Annotated in this window: 13 protein-coding genes; 11 read left to right on the forward strand and 2 right to left on the reverse strand. The window is 74.8% G+C overall.

Going from position 1 to position 15115, the window contains the following annotated elements; genetic code table 11:
- Positions 1 to 57 precede the first annotated feature (57 nt).
- The 4 genes from ACIF8T_RS01960 to ACIF8T_RS01975 all read left to right on the forward strand — a co-directional run bounded on the left by ACIF8T_RS01960 (position 58) and on the right by ACIF8T_RS01975 (position 5634).
- Complete coding sequence (locus ACIF8T_RS01960; protein ID WP_400030115.1) at positions 58 to 3258, forward strand: S41 family peptidase; 3201 nt, start codon at positions 58 to 60, stop codon at positions 3256 to 3258.
- Positions 3259 to 3356: 98 nt separating this feature from the next.
- A complete protein-coding gene (locus ACIF8T_RS01965) occupies positions 3357 to 3710 on the forward strand; it encodes a histidine triad nucleotide-binding protein (protein ID WP_400030117.1) in 354 nt (117 codons plus the stop codon).
- A 5-nt stretch (positions 3711 to 3715) separates the two neighbouring features.
- The gene (locus tag ACIF8T_RS01970) at positions 3716 to 4621 is read left to right on the forward strand and encodes a ribonuclease Z (RefSeq protein ID WP_400030119.1); all 906 of its coding nucleotides are present in this window, start codon (positions 3716 to 3718) and stop codon (positions 4619 to 4621) included.
- A gap of 20 nt (positions 4622 to 4641) precedes the next feature.
- Complete coding sequence (locus ACIF8T_RS01975) at positions 4642 to 5634, forward strand: adenosine deaminase (RefSeq protein ID WP_400030121.1); 993 nt, start codon at positions 4642 to 4644, stop codon at positions 5632 to 5634.
- An 84-nt stretch (positions 5635 to 5718) separates the two neighbouring features.
- Here the strand turns inward: ACIF8T_RS01975 and ACIF8T_RS01980 are convergent, their stop codons facing one another.
- The gene (locus ACIF8T_RS01980) at positions 5719 to 7047 is read right to left on the reverse strand and encodes an MFS transporter (RefSeq protein ID WP_400030123.1); all 1329 of its coding nucleotides are present in this window, start codon (positions 7045 to 7047) and stop codon (positions 5719 to 5721) included.
- A 177-nt stretch (positions 7048 to 7224) separates the two neighbouring features.
- A complete protein-coding gene (locus ACIF8T_RS01985; protein WP_400030125.1) occupies positions 7225 to 8007 on the reverse strand; it encodes an IclR family transcriptional regulator in 783 nt (260 codons plus the stop codon).
- Between the two features lie 100 nt (positions 8008 to 8107).
- Between ACIF8T_RS01985 and ACIF8T_RS01990 the strand changes: the two genes are divergently transcribed.
- The 7 genes from ACIF8T_RS01990 to ACIF8T_RS02020 all read left to right on the forward strand — a co-directional run bounded on the left by ACIF8T_RS01990 (position 8108) and on the right by ACIF8T_RS02020 (position 15069).
- On the forward strand, positions 8108 to 9061 hold the full coding sequence (locus ACIF8T_RS01990; protein ID WP_400030127.1) for a 5-dehydro-4-deoxyglucarate dehydratase: 954 nt from the start codon (positions 8108 to 8110) through the stop codon (positions 9059 to 9061).
- A complete protein-coding gene (locus ACIF8T_RS01995; protein ID WP_400030129.1) occupies positions 9058 to 10353 on the forward strand; it encodes a glucarate dehydratase family protein in 1296 nt (431 codons plus the stop codon). The genes ACIF8T_RS01990 and ACIF8T_RS01995 overlap by 4 nt, the downstream gene beginning before the upstream one ends.
- A gap of 127 nt (positions 10354 to 10480) precedes the next feature.
- Entirely contained in the window at positions 10481 to 11605 is a 1125-nt protein-coding gene (locus ACIF8T_RS02000; RefSeq protein ID WP_400030131.1) for a carbohydrate kinase family protein, read from the forward strand.
- Between the two features lie 213 nt (positions 11606 to 11818).
- Positions 11819 to 12889, forward strand: a complete 1071-nt coding sequence (locus ACIF8T_RS02005; RefSeq protein ID WP_400030133.1) for a PhoH family protein — start codon at positions 11819 to 11821, stop codon at positions 12887 to 12889.
- Positions 12890 to 12902: 13 nt separating this feature from the next.
- Positions 12903 to 13400, forward strand: coding sequence for an rRNA maturation RNase YbeY (gene ybeY, locus ACIF8T_RS02010; protein ID WP_400030135.1), 498 nt, complete (start codon positions 12903 to 12905; stop codon positions 13398 to 13400).
- A gap of 8 nt (positions 13401 to 13408) precedes the next feature.
- On the forward strand, positions 13409 to 14713 hold the full coding sequence (locus ACIF8T_RS02015) for a hemolysin family protein (protein ID WP_400030137.1): 1305 nt from the start codon (positions 13409 to 13411) through the stop codon (positions 14711 to 14713).
- The gene (locus ACIF8T_RS02020; protein ID WP_400030139.1) at positions 14710 to 15069 is read left to right on the forward strand and encodes an MmcQ/YjbR family DNA-binding protein; all 360 of its coding nucleotides are present in this window, start codon (positions 14710 to 14712) and stop codon (positions 15067 to 15069) included. Before ACIF8T_RS02015 ends, ACIF8T_RS02020 begins: the two co-directional genes overlap by 4 nt.
- The last annotated feature ends 46 nt before the right edge of the window (positions 15070 to 15115 follow it).

The following is a 15115-nucleotide window of genomic DNA, read 5'->3' on the forward strand; positions in this document are numbered from 1 at the left end:
TCCCGGAACCGGTCCGGACCACTGTCCGCGAACTCCGTGCCTGCAGAGGGTGATCGGGTGACACAGTCCGCAGCGCCCGCGTATCTCCGCTTCCCCCACGTGCACGGTGACCTGGTCGCCTTCACCGCCGAGGACGACGTGTGGCTCGCGCCCCTCGACGGCGGGCGGGCCTGGCGGGTCAGCGCCGACAACGTGCCGGTGACCCAGCCGCGCGTCTCGCCCGACGGCACCACCGTCGCCTGGACCTCCACCCGCGACGGCGCCCCCGAGGTGCACGTCGCCCCCGTCGACGGCGGCCCCTCCGAGCGCCTGACCCACTGGGGCAACTGGCGGACGCAGGTACGGGGCTGGACACCCGACGGGCGGGTGCTCGCCCTGACCGCCCACGGCCGGGCGAGCCTGCGCCGCACCTGGGCGCACGCCGTCCCGCTCGACGGCGGACCGGCCGGCACCCTGCCCCACGGGCCCGTCGGCGACGTCGCGTACGGGCCGCACACCGTGCTGCTCTCCGTGTCGATGGGCCGCGAGGCGGCCTGGTGGAAGCGGTACCGGGGCGGCACGGCGGGCAAGCTGTGGATCGACCGCCGGGGGGACGGGGAGTTCGTACGGCTCCACGAGGAGCTGGACGGCAACATCGAGTACCCCCTGTGGGCCGGTGACCGGATCGCCTTCCTCTCCGACCACGAGGGCACCGGCGCGCTGTACTCCTCCCTCGCCGACGGGTCGGACCTGCGCCGGCACACCCCGCTGGAGGGCTTCTACGCCCGGCACGCCGCCGGCGACGGCTCCCGCGTCGTCTACTCCAGCGCGGGCGGGCTGTGGCTGCTGGACGACCTGGACGGGGCCGAGCCGCGGCGGCTCGACGTGCGGCTCGGCGGGCAGCGCACCGGCCTGCGGCCGTTCCCGGTGAACGCCGCCCGCTGGTTCGGCTCGGCCTCCCCGGACCACACCGCGCGCGGCAGCGCCGTCTGCGTCCGCGGGGCGGTGCACTGGATCACCCACCGCTCCGGCCCGGCCCGCGCGCTCGCCGCGACGCCCGGCGTGCGGGCCCGGCTGCCGCGGACCTTCCGGGCGGACGGCGAGGAGTGGGTGGTGTGGGTGACGGACGCCGAGGGCGACGACGCCCTGGAGTTCGCGCCCGCCACCGGACTCACTCCCGGGGCGACGCCGCGCCGGATCGCCGCCGGGCGGCTGGGCCGGGTCCTCGCCCTCGCCGTGGCGCCCGACGGCAGCCGGGCCGCGGTCGCCTCGCACGACGGGCGCCTGCTCCTCGTCGAACGCGAGACCGGCGAGGTGCGCGAGGTCGACCGCAGCGAGGACGGGGACGTCTCCGGACCGGTGTTCTCCCCGGACTCCGCCTGGCTGGCCTGGTCCCACCCCGGTCCGCGCCCGCTGAGCCAGCTCAGGATCGCCGGCACCACCGACCTGTCGGTCACCGAGGCGACCCCGCTGCGCTTCCAGGACTACGCGCCCGCCTTCACCGCCGACGGCAAGCACCTCGCGTTCCTGTCCACCCGCTCCTTCGACCCGGTCTACGACGAGCACGTCTTCGACCTGGCCTTCGTCGAGGGCGCCCGCCCGCACCTCATCACGCTCGCGGCGACCACCCCGTCCCCGTTCGGGCCGCAGCGGCACGGCCGCCCCTTCGAGGCCCCCGACCGGGACGAGACCCCGGACAGCGAGGGCACCCCGGCCACCCGCATCGACCTCGACGGCCTCGCCGACCGGATCGTGCCGTTCCCGGTGGAGGCCGCCCGCTACTCCCACCTGCGGGCCGCCAAGGACGGCGTGCTGTGGCTGCGGCACCCGGTGACCGGCGTGCTCGGCGCCTCCCGCGCCACCCCGGACGACCCCGACCCCAAGACCGAGCTGGAGCGCTACGACCTCGCCCAGCAGCGGATCGAGCACCTGGCCGCCGACGCCGACCACTTCGAGGTCAGCGGCGACGGCAAGCGGGTCCTGCTGTGGACCGACGGCCGGCTCAAGGTGGTGCCCAGCGACCGGCGCGCCTCCAACGACGACGACAGCGACTCCAACATCACCGTCGACCTCGGCCGGATCCGCCAGTTCTGCGATCCGGCGGCCGAGTGGCGGCAGATGTACGAGGAGGCCGGCCGCATCATGCGCGACCACTTCTGGCGGCCCGACATGGGCGGCGTCGACTGGGACGGCGTCCTGGACCGCTACCGGCCGGTGCTGGAGCGCGTCGCCACCCACGACGACCTGGTCGACCTGCTGTGGGAGGTGCAGGGCGAGCTCGGCACCTCGCACGCGTACGTCATCCCGCGCGGCGGCGCCGGCGGCGGCGCCCGGCAGGGCCTGCTCGGCGCCGACCTCTCCCGCCACGAGGACGGCACCTGGCGCGTCGACCGCGTGCTGCCCTCGGAGACCTCCGACCCGCAGGCGCGCAGCCCGCTGGCCGCGCCCGGGGTCGCGGTGCGCCCCGGCGACGCGATCGTCGCGGTCGCCGGCCGCCCGGTCGACCCGGTGACCGGCCCCGCCCCGCTGCTGGTCGGCACGGCCGGCAGACCGGTGGAGCTGACCGTCTCCCCGTCCGGCGGCGGCGAGGTGCGCCACGCCGTGGTCGTCCCCGTCGCCGACGAGGAGCCGCTGCGGTACCACGCCTGGGTCGCCGGCCGGCGGGCCCGCGTGCACGAGGCGTCCGGCGGCCGGCTGGGCTACCTGCACGTCCCCGACATGCAGGCGCCCGGCTGGGCGCAGATCCACCGCGACCTGCGCGTGGAGGTGCTGCGGGAGGGCCTCGTCGTGGACGTCCGGGAGAACCGCGGCGGGCACACCTCCCAGCTGGTCGTGGAGAAGCTGGCACGGCGCGTCGTCGGCTGGGACGTGCCGCGCGGCATGCGGCCCGAGAGCTACCCCAGGGACGCGCCCCGCGGCCCGGTCGTGGTGGTCGCCAACGAGTTCTCCGGCTCCGACGGCGACATCGTCAACGCGGCGATCAAGGCGCTGGGCCTCGGCCCGGTCGTCGGCACCCGCACCTGGGGCGGGGTCGTCGGCATCGACAGCCGCTACCGCCTGGTCGACGGCACGCTCGTCACCCAGCCCAAGTACGCCTTCTGGCTGGAGGGGCACGCGTGGGGCGTGGAGAACCACGGCGTGGACCCGGACGTGGAGGTCGTGCAGCGCCCCCAGGACCACGCGGCGGGCCGGGACGTCCAGCTGGACGAGGCCGTCAGGATCGCGCTGGAGGCGCTGGAGGCGACCCCGGCCAGGACGCCGCCGGGCCTGCCGTCGTAGCCGGACCCGCCCGCCCGGCCCGGCCCCGGTGCCCGGCGCCGGGCCGGGCGGGACGGATACGATGCCGGTGAGCGATCACAGCGCGTGGAGGAGGCCGTATGGCAGGGGAGCCGCAGGACGACTGCCTGTTCTGCAAGATCGTCGCGGGCACGATCCCGGCGACCGTCGTCCGCGAGACGGACACCACGGTCGCGTTCCGGGACATCAACCCCCAGGCGCCCACCCACGTCCTGGTGATCCCCAAGGCGCACTACCGGGACGCGGCCGCGCTCGCCGCCGGTGCCCCGGAGCTCGCCGCGGACGTGCTGCGCGAGACGCAGGCCGTCGCCGACGAGGACAAGCTGGAGAGCTACCGCGTCGTCTTCAACACGGGCAGCGGCGCCGGGCAGACCGTCTGGCACGCGCACGCCCACGTGCTGGGCGGCCGCGGCCTCCAGTGGCCGCCGGGGTAACCGCCTTGTCCGTACGCGAACTGGTGGTGCTCGGCACCGCCAGCCAGGTCCCGACCCGGCACCGCAACCACAACGGCTACCTGCTGCGCTGGGACGGCGAGGGCATCCTCTTCGACCCCGGCGAGGGCACCCAGCGCCAGATGCTGCGGGCCGGTGCCGCCGCGCACGACCTGAACCGGATCTGCGTCACCCACTTCCACGGCGACCACTGCCTCGGCCTCGCCGGGGTGATCCAGCGGATCAACCTCGACCAGGTGCCGCATCCGGTCACCGCCCACTACCCGCGCTCCGGGCAGCGCTTCTTCGACCGCCTCCGCTACGCCACCGCCTACCGGGAGACCGTCGGCGTCACCGAGGCCCCGGTCGCGCGGGACGGCGTCCTCGCACGGACGCCCGCGTACACGCTGGAGGCGCGGAAGCTGTCCCACCCGGTGGAGTCGTACGGCTACCGGCTGGTCGAGCCCGACGGCCGCCGCATGCTGCCCGACCGGCTCGCGGCGCACGGCATCAAGGGCCCGGACGTCGGCCGCATCCAGCGCGACGGCGTCCTCGACGGGGTCCCCCTCGAAGCGGTCAGCGAGGTGCGCCGGGGCCAGCGGTTCGCGTTCGTCATGGACACCCGGCTGTGCGAGGGCGTGCACGCGCTCGCCGAGGGCTGCGACCTGCTCGTCATCGAGTCGACCTTCCTCGACGAGGACGAGGCGCTGGCCGCCGAACACGGCCACCTGACGGCCGGCCAGGCCGCCCGGGCCGCCCGCGAGGCCGGCGTGCGCCACCTCGTCCTCACCCACTTCAGCCAGCGCTACACCGAACCGGACGAGTTCGAGCGGCAGGCGCGGGCCGCCGGCTTCGAGGGGGAGCTGACCGTGGCGCACGACCTGCTGAGGGTGCCGGTTCCGAAACGTCGGTGAAACGGCCGTACGATATCCCGATGCCCCTCCCCGTAGCCGAACTGCACCTTCATATCGAAGGCACCCTGGAACCCGAGCTGGCCTTCGAGCTCGCCGCGCGCAACGGTGTCACCCTGCCGTACGCCGACACGGACGCGCTCCGCGAGGCGTACCGGTTCGAGGACCTGCAGTCCTTCCTGAACCTGTACTACGAGCTCATGACCGTCCTGCGCACCGAGCGGGACTTCGAGGACCTCGCCGACGCCTACCTCGCGCGGGCCGCCGCGCAGGGCGTGCGGCACGCGGAGATCTTCTTCGACCCGCAGGCGCACCTCGCCCGGGGCGTGGACATGGGCACGGTGGTCGAGGGGCTGTGGCGGGCGCTGGGCACCGGCGAGGCCCGTCACGGCGTCTCCACCCGGCTGATCCTGTGCTTCCTGCGCGACGAGTCCGCCGAGTCGGCGATGGCCACGCTGGACGCCGCCGCGCCGTACCTGGACCGGATCACCGGCGTCGGCCTCGACTCGGCGGAGGTGGGGCACCCGCCGGCGAAGTTCCGCGAGGTGTACGAGGCGGCCGCCGCACGGGGCCTGCGCCGGGTGGCGCACGCGGGCGAGGAGGGACCGCCGGAGTACATCACCGAGGCCCTGGACGTCCTCGGGGTCGAGCGGATCGACCACGGCCTGCGCTGCATGGAGGACCCGGCGCTGGTGGAGCGGCTGGTGCGCGAGCGGGTGCCGCTGACCCTGTGCCCGCTGTCCAACGTCCGGCTGCGCACGGTCGACACCCTCGCCGACCACCCCCTGCCCGCGATGCTCGACGCGGGCCTGCTGTGCACGGTCAACTCCGACGACCCGGCCTACTTCGGCGGCTACGCCGGCGACAACCTCGACGCCGTCCACCGCACCCTGGGCCTCGGCCCCGACCGCCTGCGCGAACTGGCCCGCAACTCCTTCCTCGCCGCGTTCCTGGACGACGACGAGGAGCGGCGGGCGCGCTACCTCGCCGAGGTCGAGGCGTACGACTTCGGCTGACCGCCGGGCCCCGGGCCCGGACCGTGCCGTCGGCGCGCCGGCCGGGGGCGGCCGGGCTCCGTGCCCCGCGGAGCCGCCGGGTCGTCAGCCCGCGCCGGGTCCGCGGCCGGCCGCCGCCGTGCCGTAGGCGCGCTGCGCGGGGACGGCCGGTGTCTCCACCGGGATCTCCACCACCGGCTGCTCCGGAGCGCCGATCTCCGGGACCGTGCCGGTGGGGGCCCCGGTGGTCGCGGCGACCACGGCCGCCGGGGTGCCGCCGCGGCGGCGGACCGTGCCGGCGAGCAGCGGACGGCCGCCGGTGTGCAGGGCCACGGCGGTCATCGGCAGGGCGACCGCGAGCAGTCCGGCACCCAGCACCAGGCCCATGGCCGGGAAACCGGCCTGTGCCGACAGCACGCTGCCGGTCAGCGGCCCGGCGGCGGTGCCGAGCGAGGACGCCGAACCGACGAGCACCGCCCAGCGGCCGCGCGGGTCGAGCGAGGCGGCGAGGCCGATGAGGTAGGACAGCACCACCGGGTAGAGCGCGTTCCAGGCGATCTCGCCGGTCGCGAAGCCCACCAGGTCGGTCGCGGCGGCGCTGGCCGCGATGCAGCCGGCGATGAGCACCGTCCCGGCCCCGACGGGCACCGCCCGCCCCAGCCGCGCGCCGAGCGCGCCCGCCCCGAGGACGCCCAGGAGCCCGGCGCCCAGCGCCGCGGCGAAGACGATCCCGACGGTGGCCTCGTCGAGGTGGGCCTGCGTCAGCCCGATCCGGCCGCTGACCCCCCACAGCGCGTTCTGGGCGAGCGACCAGACCACCATGGCGGCGGCGAGGACCAGCCCCGAACGCCGGTGCGGCAGCGGGCGCCCGGCCTGCCGGGAGGCGCGGGCGGAGGCCGTGCCCGCGGGGAGCCGGGCGGTCAGCGGCCACACGGCGAGCGCGGTCAGCGCGAGGGCGGCCAGGGGCAGGCCGTGGCCCGGGCCGAGCCGCGGAACCGTCAGGTACACGATGCCCGCGAGGGCGGAGACGCCGAGCAGCCCGAGCGTGGAGGCCCGGTGCGGGTCCTTCTCGGCCGCGATCCGGGTCGCGGCGACCGTGGTGGCGGTGCCCGAGCCGAAACCGCCGGCGACCGTGCCGAGGACGACCGCCGGGACGGCGGTGGTCAGCGCGGCCCCGCCGTAGCCGAGCAGGGCCAGCGCGAGACCGGCGCGCGCGACGGTCCGGGCCCCGAGCCGTTCGACGCGGGAGGCCAGCAGGAAGCCCGCCGCGGCCGAGCTCAGCAGCAGCGCGCTGCCCACGGCTCCGGCCTGGGTCGGGGAGAGCGGCAGCCCGGCGTCGAGCCGCCCGACGGTGGTCGGCAGCAGGTACGGGGCGAGGTACCCGGCCGTGAACAGGGCGACGAGGGGCCAGGGGGTGGTGCGGGGGGCGGACACGGGCGTTCCCAGGGCATGCGAAAGAGACGGTTCGGCGGGGGAGATGGGCGACGACCGTCGACGGACAGGAACGCGCGGGCTCTTTGTATCAAGCGCGGGGAGGGGCGGGGGAGGGCAGGGGATGTGATCCGGGGCACTCCGGGTTTGGACGCCCGGAGACTCGGGTAAAAGCCGCCGCTACCGCCAGTGCACCGACCCGCCGCCGGACGGGACCGCCGCCTCCGCCTTCGCCCGGATCTCGCGCATGACCGCGACGATCCGCTCCTCGTGCCCGGGCGTGAGCCGGGCCACCGGCACCGAGCAGCTGATCGCGTCCTGGGCGGGACGGTCGTAGCGCAGGGCGAAGCCGAAGCCGACGATGCCGGGGACGCCCTCCTCGCGGTCCACCGAGTAGCCCCGCGCCCGCACCCGGGCGAGGTCGGCCGTCAGGGACTCCCGGCTGGTGTGCGAGTTCGGCGTCAGCGCCTCGTACGGCCCCTCGGGCAGGTCGCGGTCCGGGCGTTCGGCGAGCAGGGCCTTGCCGAGCGCCCCCGCGTGCGCCGGCAGCCGCCGCCCCACCCGGCTGATGGTCCGCAGGTACTCGTGGGACTCCCGCGTCGCCAGGTACGCCACGTTCCGGCCGTCCAGCCGGCCCATGTGGACGGTCTCGCCCAGCGCCTCGGACGCCTCGTCGAGATAGGGCCGCACGGCACGCACGCGCGGGTCGGAGTCGAGGTAGCTGGTGCCGGTGAGCAGGGCGTGGAGGCCGATGCCGTACAGCGAGCCGGTGACGTCGGTGCGGACCCAGCCGCGCGAGACGAGGGTCTGCAGCAGCGCGTACATCGAACTGCGCGGCACGTCCAGCGCGTCCGCCAGTTCCTGCAGCCGTGCCGGGCGGTCGCCGCGCGCGGCGAGCAGCTCCAGCAGTTCCACCGTGCGCGCCGCCGACTTGACCTCGCGGACGCCGCCTGCCTCAGACATGCGCCGATCGTAATCGGCACGCGCCGTTGACGGCCCGGGTCCGCCTCTCTAACCTGCATTCTCATACGTGGATGAGATCTACATGGGGAGATGGCGGCGGATGGACACCGAGCGGGACACCGGAGCGGCGGCCGTGGCGCGGTGGCTGCGGGACGGCATGGCCAGGGGCGTCCTGTCGTTCCCGCTGACCAGCTTCCACGCGGACGGCTCCCTCGACCCGGACGGCTACCGGGCGTACCTCGCCGCCCAGCTGGACGCCGGGCCCGGCGCCGTCTTCCCCGCCTGCGGCACCGGCGAGTTCTTCTCGCTGGACGAGGACGAGTACCGGCAGGTCGTCACGGCCGCCGTCGAGGAGACGGCGGGCCGCGTCCCGGTCGTCGCGGGGGTCGGCTACGGCTGGGCGCAGGCCGCGCGGTTCGCGCGCATCGCCCGGGAGGCCGGCGCCGACGCGCTGCTCGTCCTGCCGCACTACCTGGTCGCCGCCCCGCAGGACGGCCTGGTCGCCCAGGTCGAACAGCTCGCCGCCCGCACCCCGCTGCCGCTCGTCGTCTACCAGCGCGGCCAGGTCGCCTACACCACCGCCTCGCTCCGGCGCCTCGCCGCCCTCCCGACCGTCATCGGCCTCAAGGACGGCCACAGCGACCTGGACCGGCTGCAACGCCTCACCCTCGCCGCCCCGGAGGACTTCCTGTTCTTCAACGGCGCCGCCACCGCCGAGATCCAGGCCCGCGCCTACGCCGCCGTCGGCGTCCCCGCCTACTCCTCCGCCGTGCACGCCTTCGCCCCGGAGATCGCGGACGCCTTCTTCGCGGCCCTGCGCGACGGCGACTCCGGCACGGCCGGCACACTGCTGCGCGACTTCTACGTCCCGTTCGTCGAACTGCGCGACCGCGTCCCCGGGTATGCGGTGTCGCTGGTGAAGGCCGCGGCCCGGCTGCGCGGCCGCCCGGTCGGGCCCGTCCGCGCCCCCCTCACCGACCCGTCGCCCGCCGACCTCGCCGAGCTCTCCGGCCTCCTCGCCACCGGCCTCGGCCTCGTGGGAGCCGCCCGGTGACCCGCGACCTGACCATCACGGACGTCCGGCTGACCCCGGTCCTCGTCGCCGACCCGCCGCTGCTGAACACGCAGGGCGTGCACCAGCCGTACACGCCCCGGCTGATCGTCGAGCTGGTCACCGCCGACGGCGTCACCGGGGTCGGCGAGACCTACGGCGACACCCAGTACCTGGAACTGGCCAGCCCGTTCGCCGAGCGGCTGGCCGGACACCGGGTCAGCGACCTCAACGGCCTGTTCGCGCTCGCCGACGAGGTGGCGGTGGACGCCTCCCGCGTCCGGGACGCCGTCGACGTCGGCGGGCTGCGCGGCGTGCAGACCGCGGACAAGCTGCGGCTGTCCGTCGTCTCCGCCTTCGAGGTCGCCTGCCTCGACGCCCTCGGCAAGGCGCTGGACCTGCCGGTGCACGCGCTGCTCGGCGGCAAGGTCCGCGACGCCGTCGAGTACAGCGCGTACCTGTTCTACAAGTGGGCCGCCCACCCGGAGGGCGTCCGGGCCGAGCGGGACGACTGGGGGGCCGCCCTCGACCCGGCGGGCGTGGTGGCGCAGGCCCGCCGGTTCACCGAGCGGTACGGCTTCACCTCGTTCAAGCTCAAGGGCGGGGTCTTCCCGCCCGACGAGGAGATCGCCGCCGTACGGGCCCTCGCCGAGGCGTTCCCCGGGCACCCGCTGCGGCTCGACCCCAACGGCGCCTGGTCGGTGGAGACGTCGGTGCGGGTCGCCGGGGAGCTCGGCGGCGTCCTGGAGTACCTGGAGGACCCGGCGCTCGGCACCCCCGCCATGGCCGAGGTCGCCGCGCGGACCGGGGTGCCGCTGGCCACCAACATGTGCGTGACGACCTTCGCCGAGATCAGGGAGGCCTTCACCCGCGACGCCGTCCAGGTCGTCCTCTCCGACCACCACTACTGGGGCGGCCTGCGCAACACCCAGCGGCTCGCCGCGATCTGCCGGGCCTTCGGCGTCGGGGTGTCGATGCACTCCAACACCCACCTCGGCATCAGCCTCGCCGCGATGACCCACGTGGCGTCGACCGTGCCGGACCTCCACCACGCCTGCGACTCCCACTACCCCTGGCAGTCCGAGGACGTCCTCACCGAGCGCCTCGCCTTCGAGGGCGGCCGGGTCGCCGTCCCCGACGCCCCCGGCCTCGGCGTCGAACTGGACCGCGACCGGCTGGCCGCGCTGCACCGGCGGTGGCGGGAGGACGACGGCGCCCTGCGGGACCGCGACGACGCGGCCGCCATGCGCGTCGCCGACCCCGGCTGGGACGCGCCCGCGCTGCCCCGCTGGTAGCGCCGCCCGCGGCGGGTCACCCCGCGGCGCCCCGCCGCCCGCGGGGGTGACTCCGGCGTGACGCCCGTCCCGCTGGCGGCGGCGTGGTGCACACTGGCCGGACCAGCACCACGTCAGGGAGCGCACCGTGATCGCGTCCACCGCGTCCCTCGGCTCGTCCGGACAGGGCCGTCAGACCCAGGTCGACCCCCTCGCCGCGCTGCGCGCGCCGGGCGACCCGCCCTGGGACGTCTACCTCACCGGCACCGTCTTCCTCGACATCGTCTTCACCGGGCTCGACTCCGCCCCGGTGCGCGGCACGGAGTCCTGGGCGCGGGGGATGGGGTCGAGTCCCGGCGGCGTCGCCAACATGGCCACCGCGCTGGCCCGCCTCGGCCTGCGGACGTCCCTCGCGGCCGCCTTCGGCGACGACCACTACGGCGAGTACTGCTGGGACGCCCTCGAACAGGGCGAGGGCATCGACCTCTCCCCGTCCCGCACCGTGCCCGGCTGGCACTCCCCGGTCACCGTCTCGATGGCGTACGAGGGGGAGCGCACGATGGTCTCGCACGGCCACGAGCCGCCGCCGGAGGAGCCCGCCCCCGACTGCCCGCCGCGCGCCCGCGCCGCCGTCGCCTCGCTCACCCCCGGCCGCGCCGCCCCCTGGATCGCCCAGGCCGCGCGCACGGGCACCCGGGTCTTCGGCGACGTCGGCTGGGACGACACGGGCGAGTGGGACCTGGCCGCGCTGCCCGACCTGAAGCACTGCGAGGCCTTCCTGCCGAACGCGGAGGAGGCCATGCGCTACACGCGCACGGCCTGCCCGCGCGCCGCCGCGCACGCCCTCACCGAGCACGTGCCCGTCGCGGTGGTCACGCTGGGCGCGGAGGGGGCGTACGCCGTGGACCGCCGCACCGGGGAGACGGCGTCGGTGCCCGCCATCGCCGTGGAGGCCCTCGACCCGACCGGCGCCGGGGACGTCTTCGTCGCCGGGTTCGTCACCGGCACCCTGGCCGGCTGGCCGCTGGCCGACCGGCTCGCCTTCGCCGGCCTGACCGCCGCGCTCTCGGTGCAGGAGTTCGGCGGCTCCCTGTCCGCGCCCGGCTGGTCGGAGATCGCCGCCTGGTGGCGCCGGGTGCAGTCGGTGGAGGGCCAGGACCCGGCGGCCCTGCGGCGGTACGCGTTCCTGGCCGGCCTGGTCCCCGAGGAGCTGGTGCGGCCCTGGCCGCTGCGGCGGGCGGTGCCGACGATCGGGTTCCGCCGGTCGGCGTGAGGCGCGGTGCGGGACGTGCGGCGCGGGGCGTGGGACGTGAAGCGTGCGATGTGGGGCGTGAGGTGTGAGACACGGGGCGGCGGGGGCATGCGCAATCCGCCGGGGAAAAGCCCTACGGCGTTGTCGGCGGCGCGTCGTACCCTGGGAATCGCGAGGCCGCCCTCAGCCGAGCGGCCGTGAAGAGGAGGAACCGCAGGCCTTCAGCGCCGGCCCATGACTCAGACACCCACAGCTCACACGCCCGCGCAGGGGCAGGCGAGAGTGCAGTTCACCGTCCCCGCCCAGCACCCCATGGTGACCGTGCTGGGTTCCGGCGACGCCCTCCTGCGCGTGATCGAGAAGGCCTTCCCGGGGGCCGACATCCACGTCCGGGGCAATGAGATCAGCGCGGTCGGCGATCCTGCGGAGGTCGCCCTCGTCTCGCGCGTGTTCGACGAGATGATGCTCGTGCTCCGCACCGGGCAGCCGATGACGGAGGACGCCGTGGAACGCTCGATCGCGATGCTCAAGGCGAGCGAGAGCGGGGAGAGCGACGGCCGGGAGACCCCGGCCCAGGTGCTCACCCAGAACATCCTCTCCTCGCGCGGCCGCACGATCCGCCCCAAGACGCTCAACCAGAAGCGCTACGTGGACGCGATCGACAAGCACACGATCGTCTTCGGCATCGGCCCGGCCGGCACCGGCAAGACCTACCTGGCGATGGCCAAGGCGGTGCAGGCCCTGCAGTCCAAGCAGGTCAACCGCATCATCCTGACCCGTCCGGCGGTCGAGGCCGGCGAGCGCCTCGGCTTCCTGCCCGGCACGCTCTACGAGAAGATCGACCCGTACCTGCGCCCGCTGTACGACGCGCTGCACGACATGCTCGACCCCGACTCGATCCCGCGCCTGATGGCCGCGGGCACGATCGAGGTCGCGCCGCTGGCGTACATGCGCGGCCGCACGCTCAACGACGCCTTCATCATCCTGGACGAGGCCCAGAACACCAGCCCCGAGCAGATGAAGATGTTCCTCACCCGCCTCGGCTTCGACTCGAAGATCGTGATCACGGGTGACGTGACGCAGGTCGACCTCCCCGACGGCCAGAAGTCCGGCCTGCGGCAGGTGCAGGACATCCTGGAGGGCGTGGAGGACGTGCACTTCTCCCGGCTGTCGTCCCACGACGTCGTACGGCACAAGCTGGTGGGCCGTATCGTCGACGCGTACGAGCAGTACGACAGCCAGCACGGCACCCAGAACGGCGGCCACAAGGGCGGCCGCGGCAAGTCCGGGCACAAGGGGAAGTAGACCGAGCACCAGCATGTCGATCGACGTCAACAACGAGTCCGGCACCGAGGTCGACGAGCAGGCGATCCTCGACATCGCCCGCTACGCGCTCGCGCGGATGCGCATCCACCCGCTCTCCGAACTCTCGGTGATCGTCGTGGACGCCGACGCCATGGAGCAGCTCCACATCCAGTGGATGGACCTGCCGGGGCCCACGGACGTCATGTCCTTCCCGATGGACGAACTGCGTCCGCCGTCGAAGGACGACGACGAGCCCCCGCAGGGCCTCCTCGGCGACATCGTGCTCTGCCCCGAGGTCGCCGCCAGGCAGGGCGCCGAGGCGCCGACGCAGCACACCATGGACGAGGAGCTCCAGCTGCTCACCGTCCACGGTGTGCTGCACCTGCTGGGCTACGACCACGAGGAGCCGGACGAGAAGGCCGAGATGTTCGGCCTCCAGGCGGCCATCGTGGACGGCTGGCGCGCGGAGCGGGGCCTGACCGGCCCGTCCCCCGCGCCGACGGTCTCCTGAGGCCGGGCATGAGTCCACAGCTCGTCCTCGGCGCGATCGCCCTGGTCGTCGTCGCCTGGCTCGCCGCCTGCGCGGAGGCGGGCCTGGCGCGCGTCTCCAGCTTCCGCGCCGAGGAAGCCGTGCGCTCCGGCCGCCGCGGCAGCGCCAAGCTCGCCCAGGTCGCCGCGGACCCCACCCGCTACCTCAACGTGGCGCTGCTGGTCCGGGTCGGCTTCGAGATGGCCGCCGCCGCGCTGGTCACGCACGCCTGCCTCCAGGAGTTCGACGGCACCGCCGAGGCCCTGCTGATCGCCATCGCGGTCATGGTCCTCGTGTCGTACGTCGCCGTCGGGGTCTCCCCGCGCACCATCGGCCGCCTCCACCCGCTGACCACGGCGACGGTGGCGGCGTACGTCCTGGTGCCGCTGGCCAGGATCATGGGCCCGGTGCCGTCCCTGCTGATCCTCATCGGCAACGCGCTCACCCCCGGCAAGGGCTTCCCGCGCGGCCCGTTCGCCTCCGAGGCGGAGCTGCGCGCGCTGGTCGACCTCGCCGAGGCCGAGTCGCTGATCGAGGACGAGGAGCGCCGCATGGTGCACTCCGTCTTCGAGCTCGGCGACACCCTCGTGCGCGAGGTCATGGTGCCGCGCACCGACCTGGTGGTCATCGAGCGGTACAAGACCATCCGCCAGGCCCTCACCCTCGCCCTGCGCTCCGGCTTCTCCCGCATCCCGGTGACCGGCGAGAGCGAGGACGACATCGTCGGGATCGTGTACCTGAAGGACCTGGTCCGCAAGACGCACATCAGCCGGGACGCGGAGAGCGAGCTGGTGTCCACGGCGATGCGCCCGGCCTTCTTCGTGCCCGACACCAAGAACGCCGGCGACCTGCTGCGCGAGATGCAGAAGGAGCGCAACCACGTCGCCGTCGTCATCGACGAGTACGGCGGCACCGCCGGCATCGTCACCATCGAGGACATCCTGGAGGAGATCGTCGGCGAGATCACCGACGAGTACGACCGCGAACTGCCGCCCGTGGAGGACCTCGGCGAGGGCCGCCACCGGGTCACCGCCCGCCTCGACATCGGCGACCTGGGCGAGCTGTACGGCCTGGAGTCCTACGACGACGAGGACGTCGAGACCGTCGGCGGACTGCTGGCCAAGGCGCTCGGCCGGGTCCCCATCGCCGGCGCCTCCGCGGCGGTGGACCTGCCCGACGGCCGTGCGCTGCGGCTGACCGCCGAGGCCGCCGCGGGCCGCCGCAACAAGATCGTCACCGTGCTGGTGGAACCCGTGGACCCGCCGGACGGCGCGCCGGAGGAGAAACCCGAGTGACCCCGGGGGAGCTGCGCGCGTTCTGCCTGTCCTTCGGCGCGGCCGTGGAGGACTTCCCGTTCAACCCGCGGACCTCGGTCTTCAAGGTGCTGGGCAGGATGTTCGCCCTGACGGACCTGGACGCGCGCCCCCTGACGGTCAACCTCAAGTGCGACCCGGAGGACGCGCTGCGGCTGCGCGCCGCGCATCCGGGCCTGATCGTCCCCGGCTGGCACATGAACAAGCGCCACTGGAACACCGTCACGGCCGACGGCGCGCTCCCCGACCGGCTGGTCCGCGAACTCGTCGAGGACTCCTACGACCTGGTCGTCGCGCGCCTCCCGCGCGCCGACCGCCTCCGCCTCGACCGGCCCTGAGACCGGCCCCGGACCGGCCCGGGGACGGCCCCGGCCGTTCCGTATG

Source organism: Streptomyces sp. NPDC085946 (genome assembly GCF_044540485.1).
GTDB lineage: Bacteria > Actinomycetota > Actinomycetes > Streptomycetales > Streptomycetaceae > Streptomyces.

Bases quoted from the DNA above. Each gene is read 5' to 3' on its own strand.
- ACIF8T_RS01965 (WP_400030117.1), top strand. From the start codon at position 3,357: ATGGCAGGGGAGCCGCAGGACGACTGCCTGTTCTGCAAGATCGTCGCG.
- ACIF8T_RS01975 (WP_400030121.1), top strand. From the start codon at position 4,642: ATGCCCCTCCCCGTAGCCGAACTGCACCTTCATATCGAAGGCACCCTG.
- ACIF8T_RS01985 (WP_400030125.1), bottom strand. From the start codon at position 8,007: ATGTCTGAGGCAGGCGGCGTCCGCGAGGTCAAGTCGGCGGCGCGCACG.
- ACIF8T_RS01990 (WP_400030127.1), top strand. From the start codon at position 8,108: ATGGACACCGAGCGGGACACCGGAGCGGCGGCCGTGGCGCGGTGGCTG.
- ACIF8T_RS02005 (WP_400030133.1), top strand. From the start codon at position 11,819: ATGACTCAGACACCCACAGCTCACACGCCCGCGCAGGGGCAGGCGAGA.
- ybeY (WP_400030135.1), top strand. From the start codon at position 12,903: ATGTCGATCGACGTCAACAACGAGTCCGGCACCGAGGTCGACGAGCAG.
- ACIF8T_RS02015 (WP_400030137.1), top strand. From the start codon at position 13,409: ATGAGTCCACAGCTCGTCCTCGGCGCGATCGCCCTGGTCGTCGTCGCC.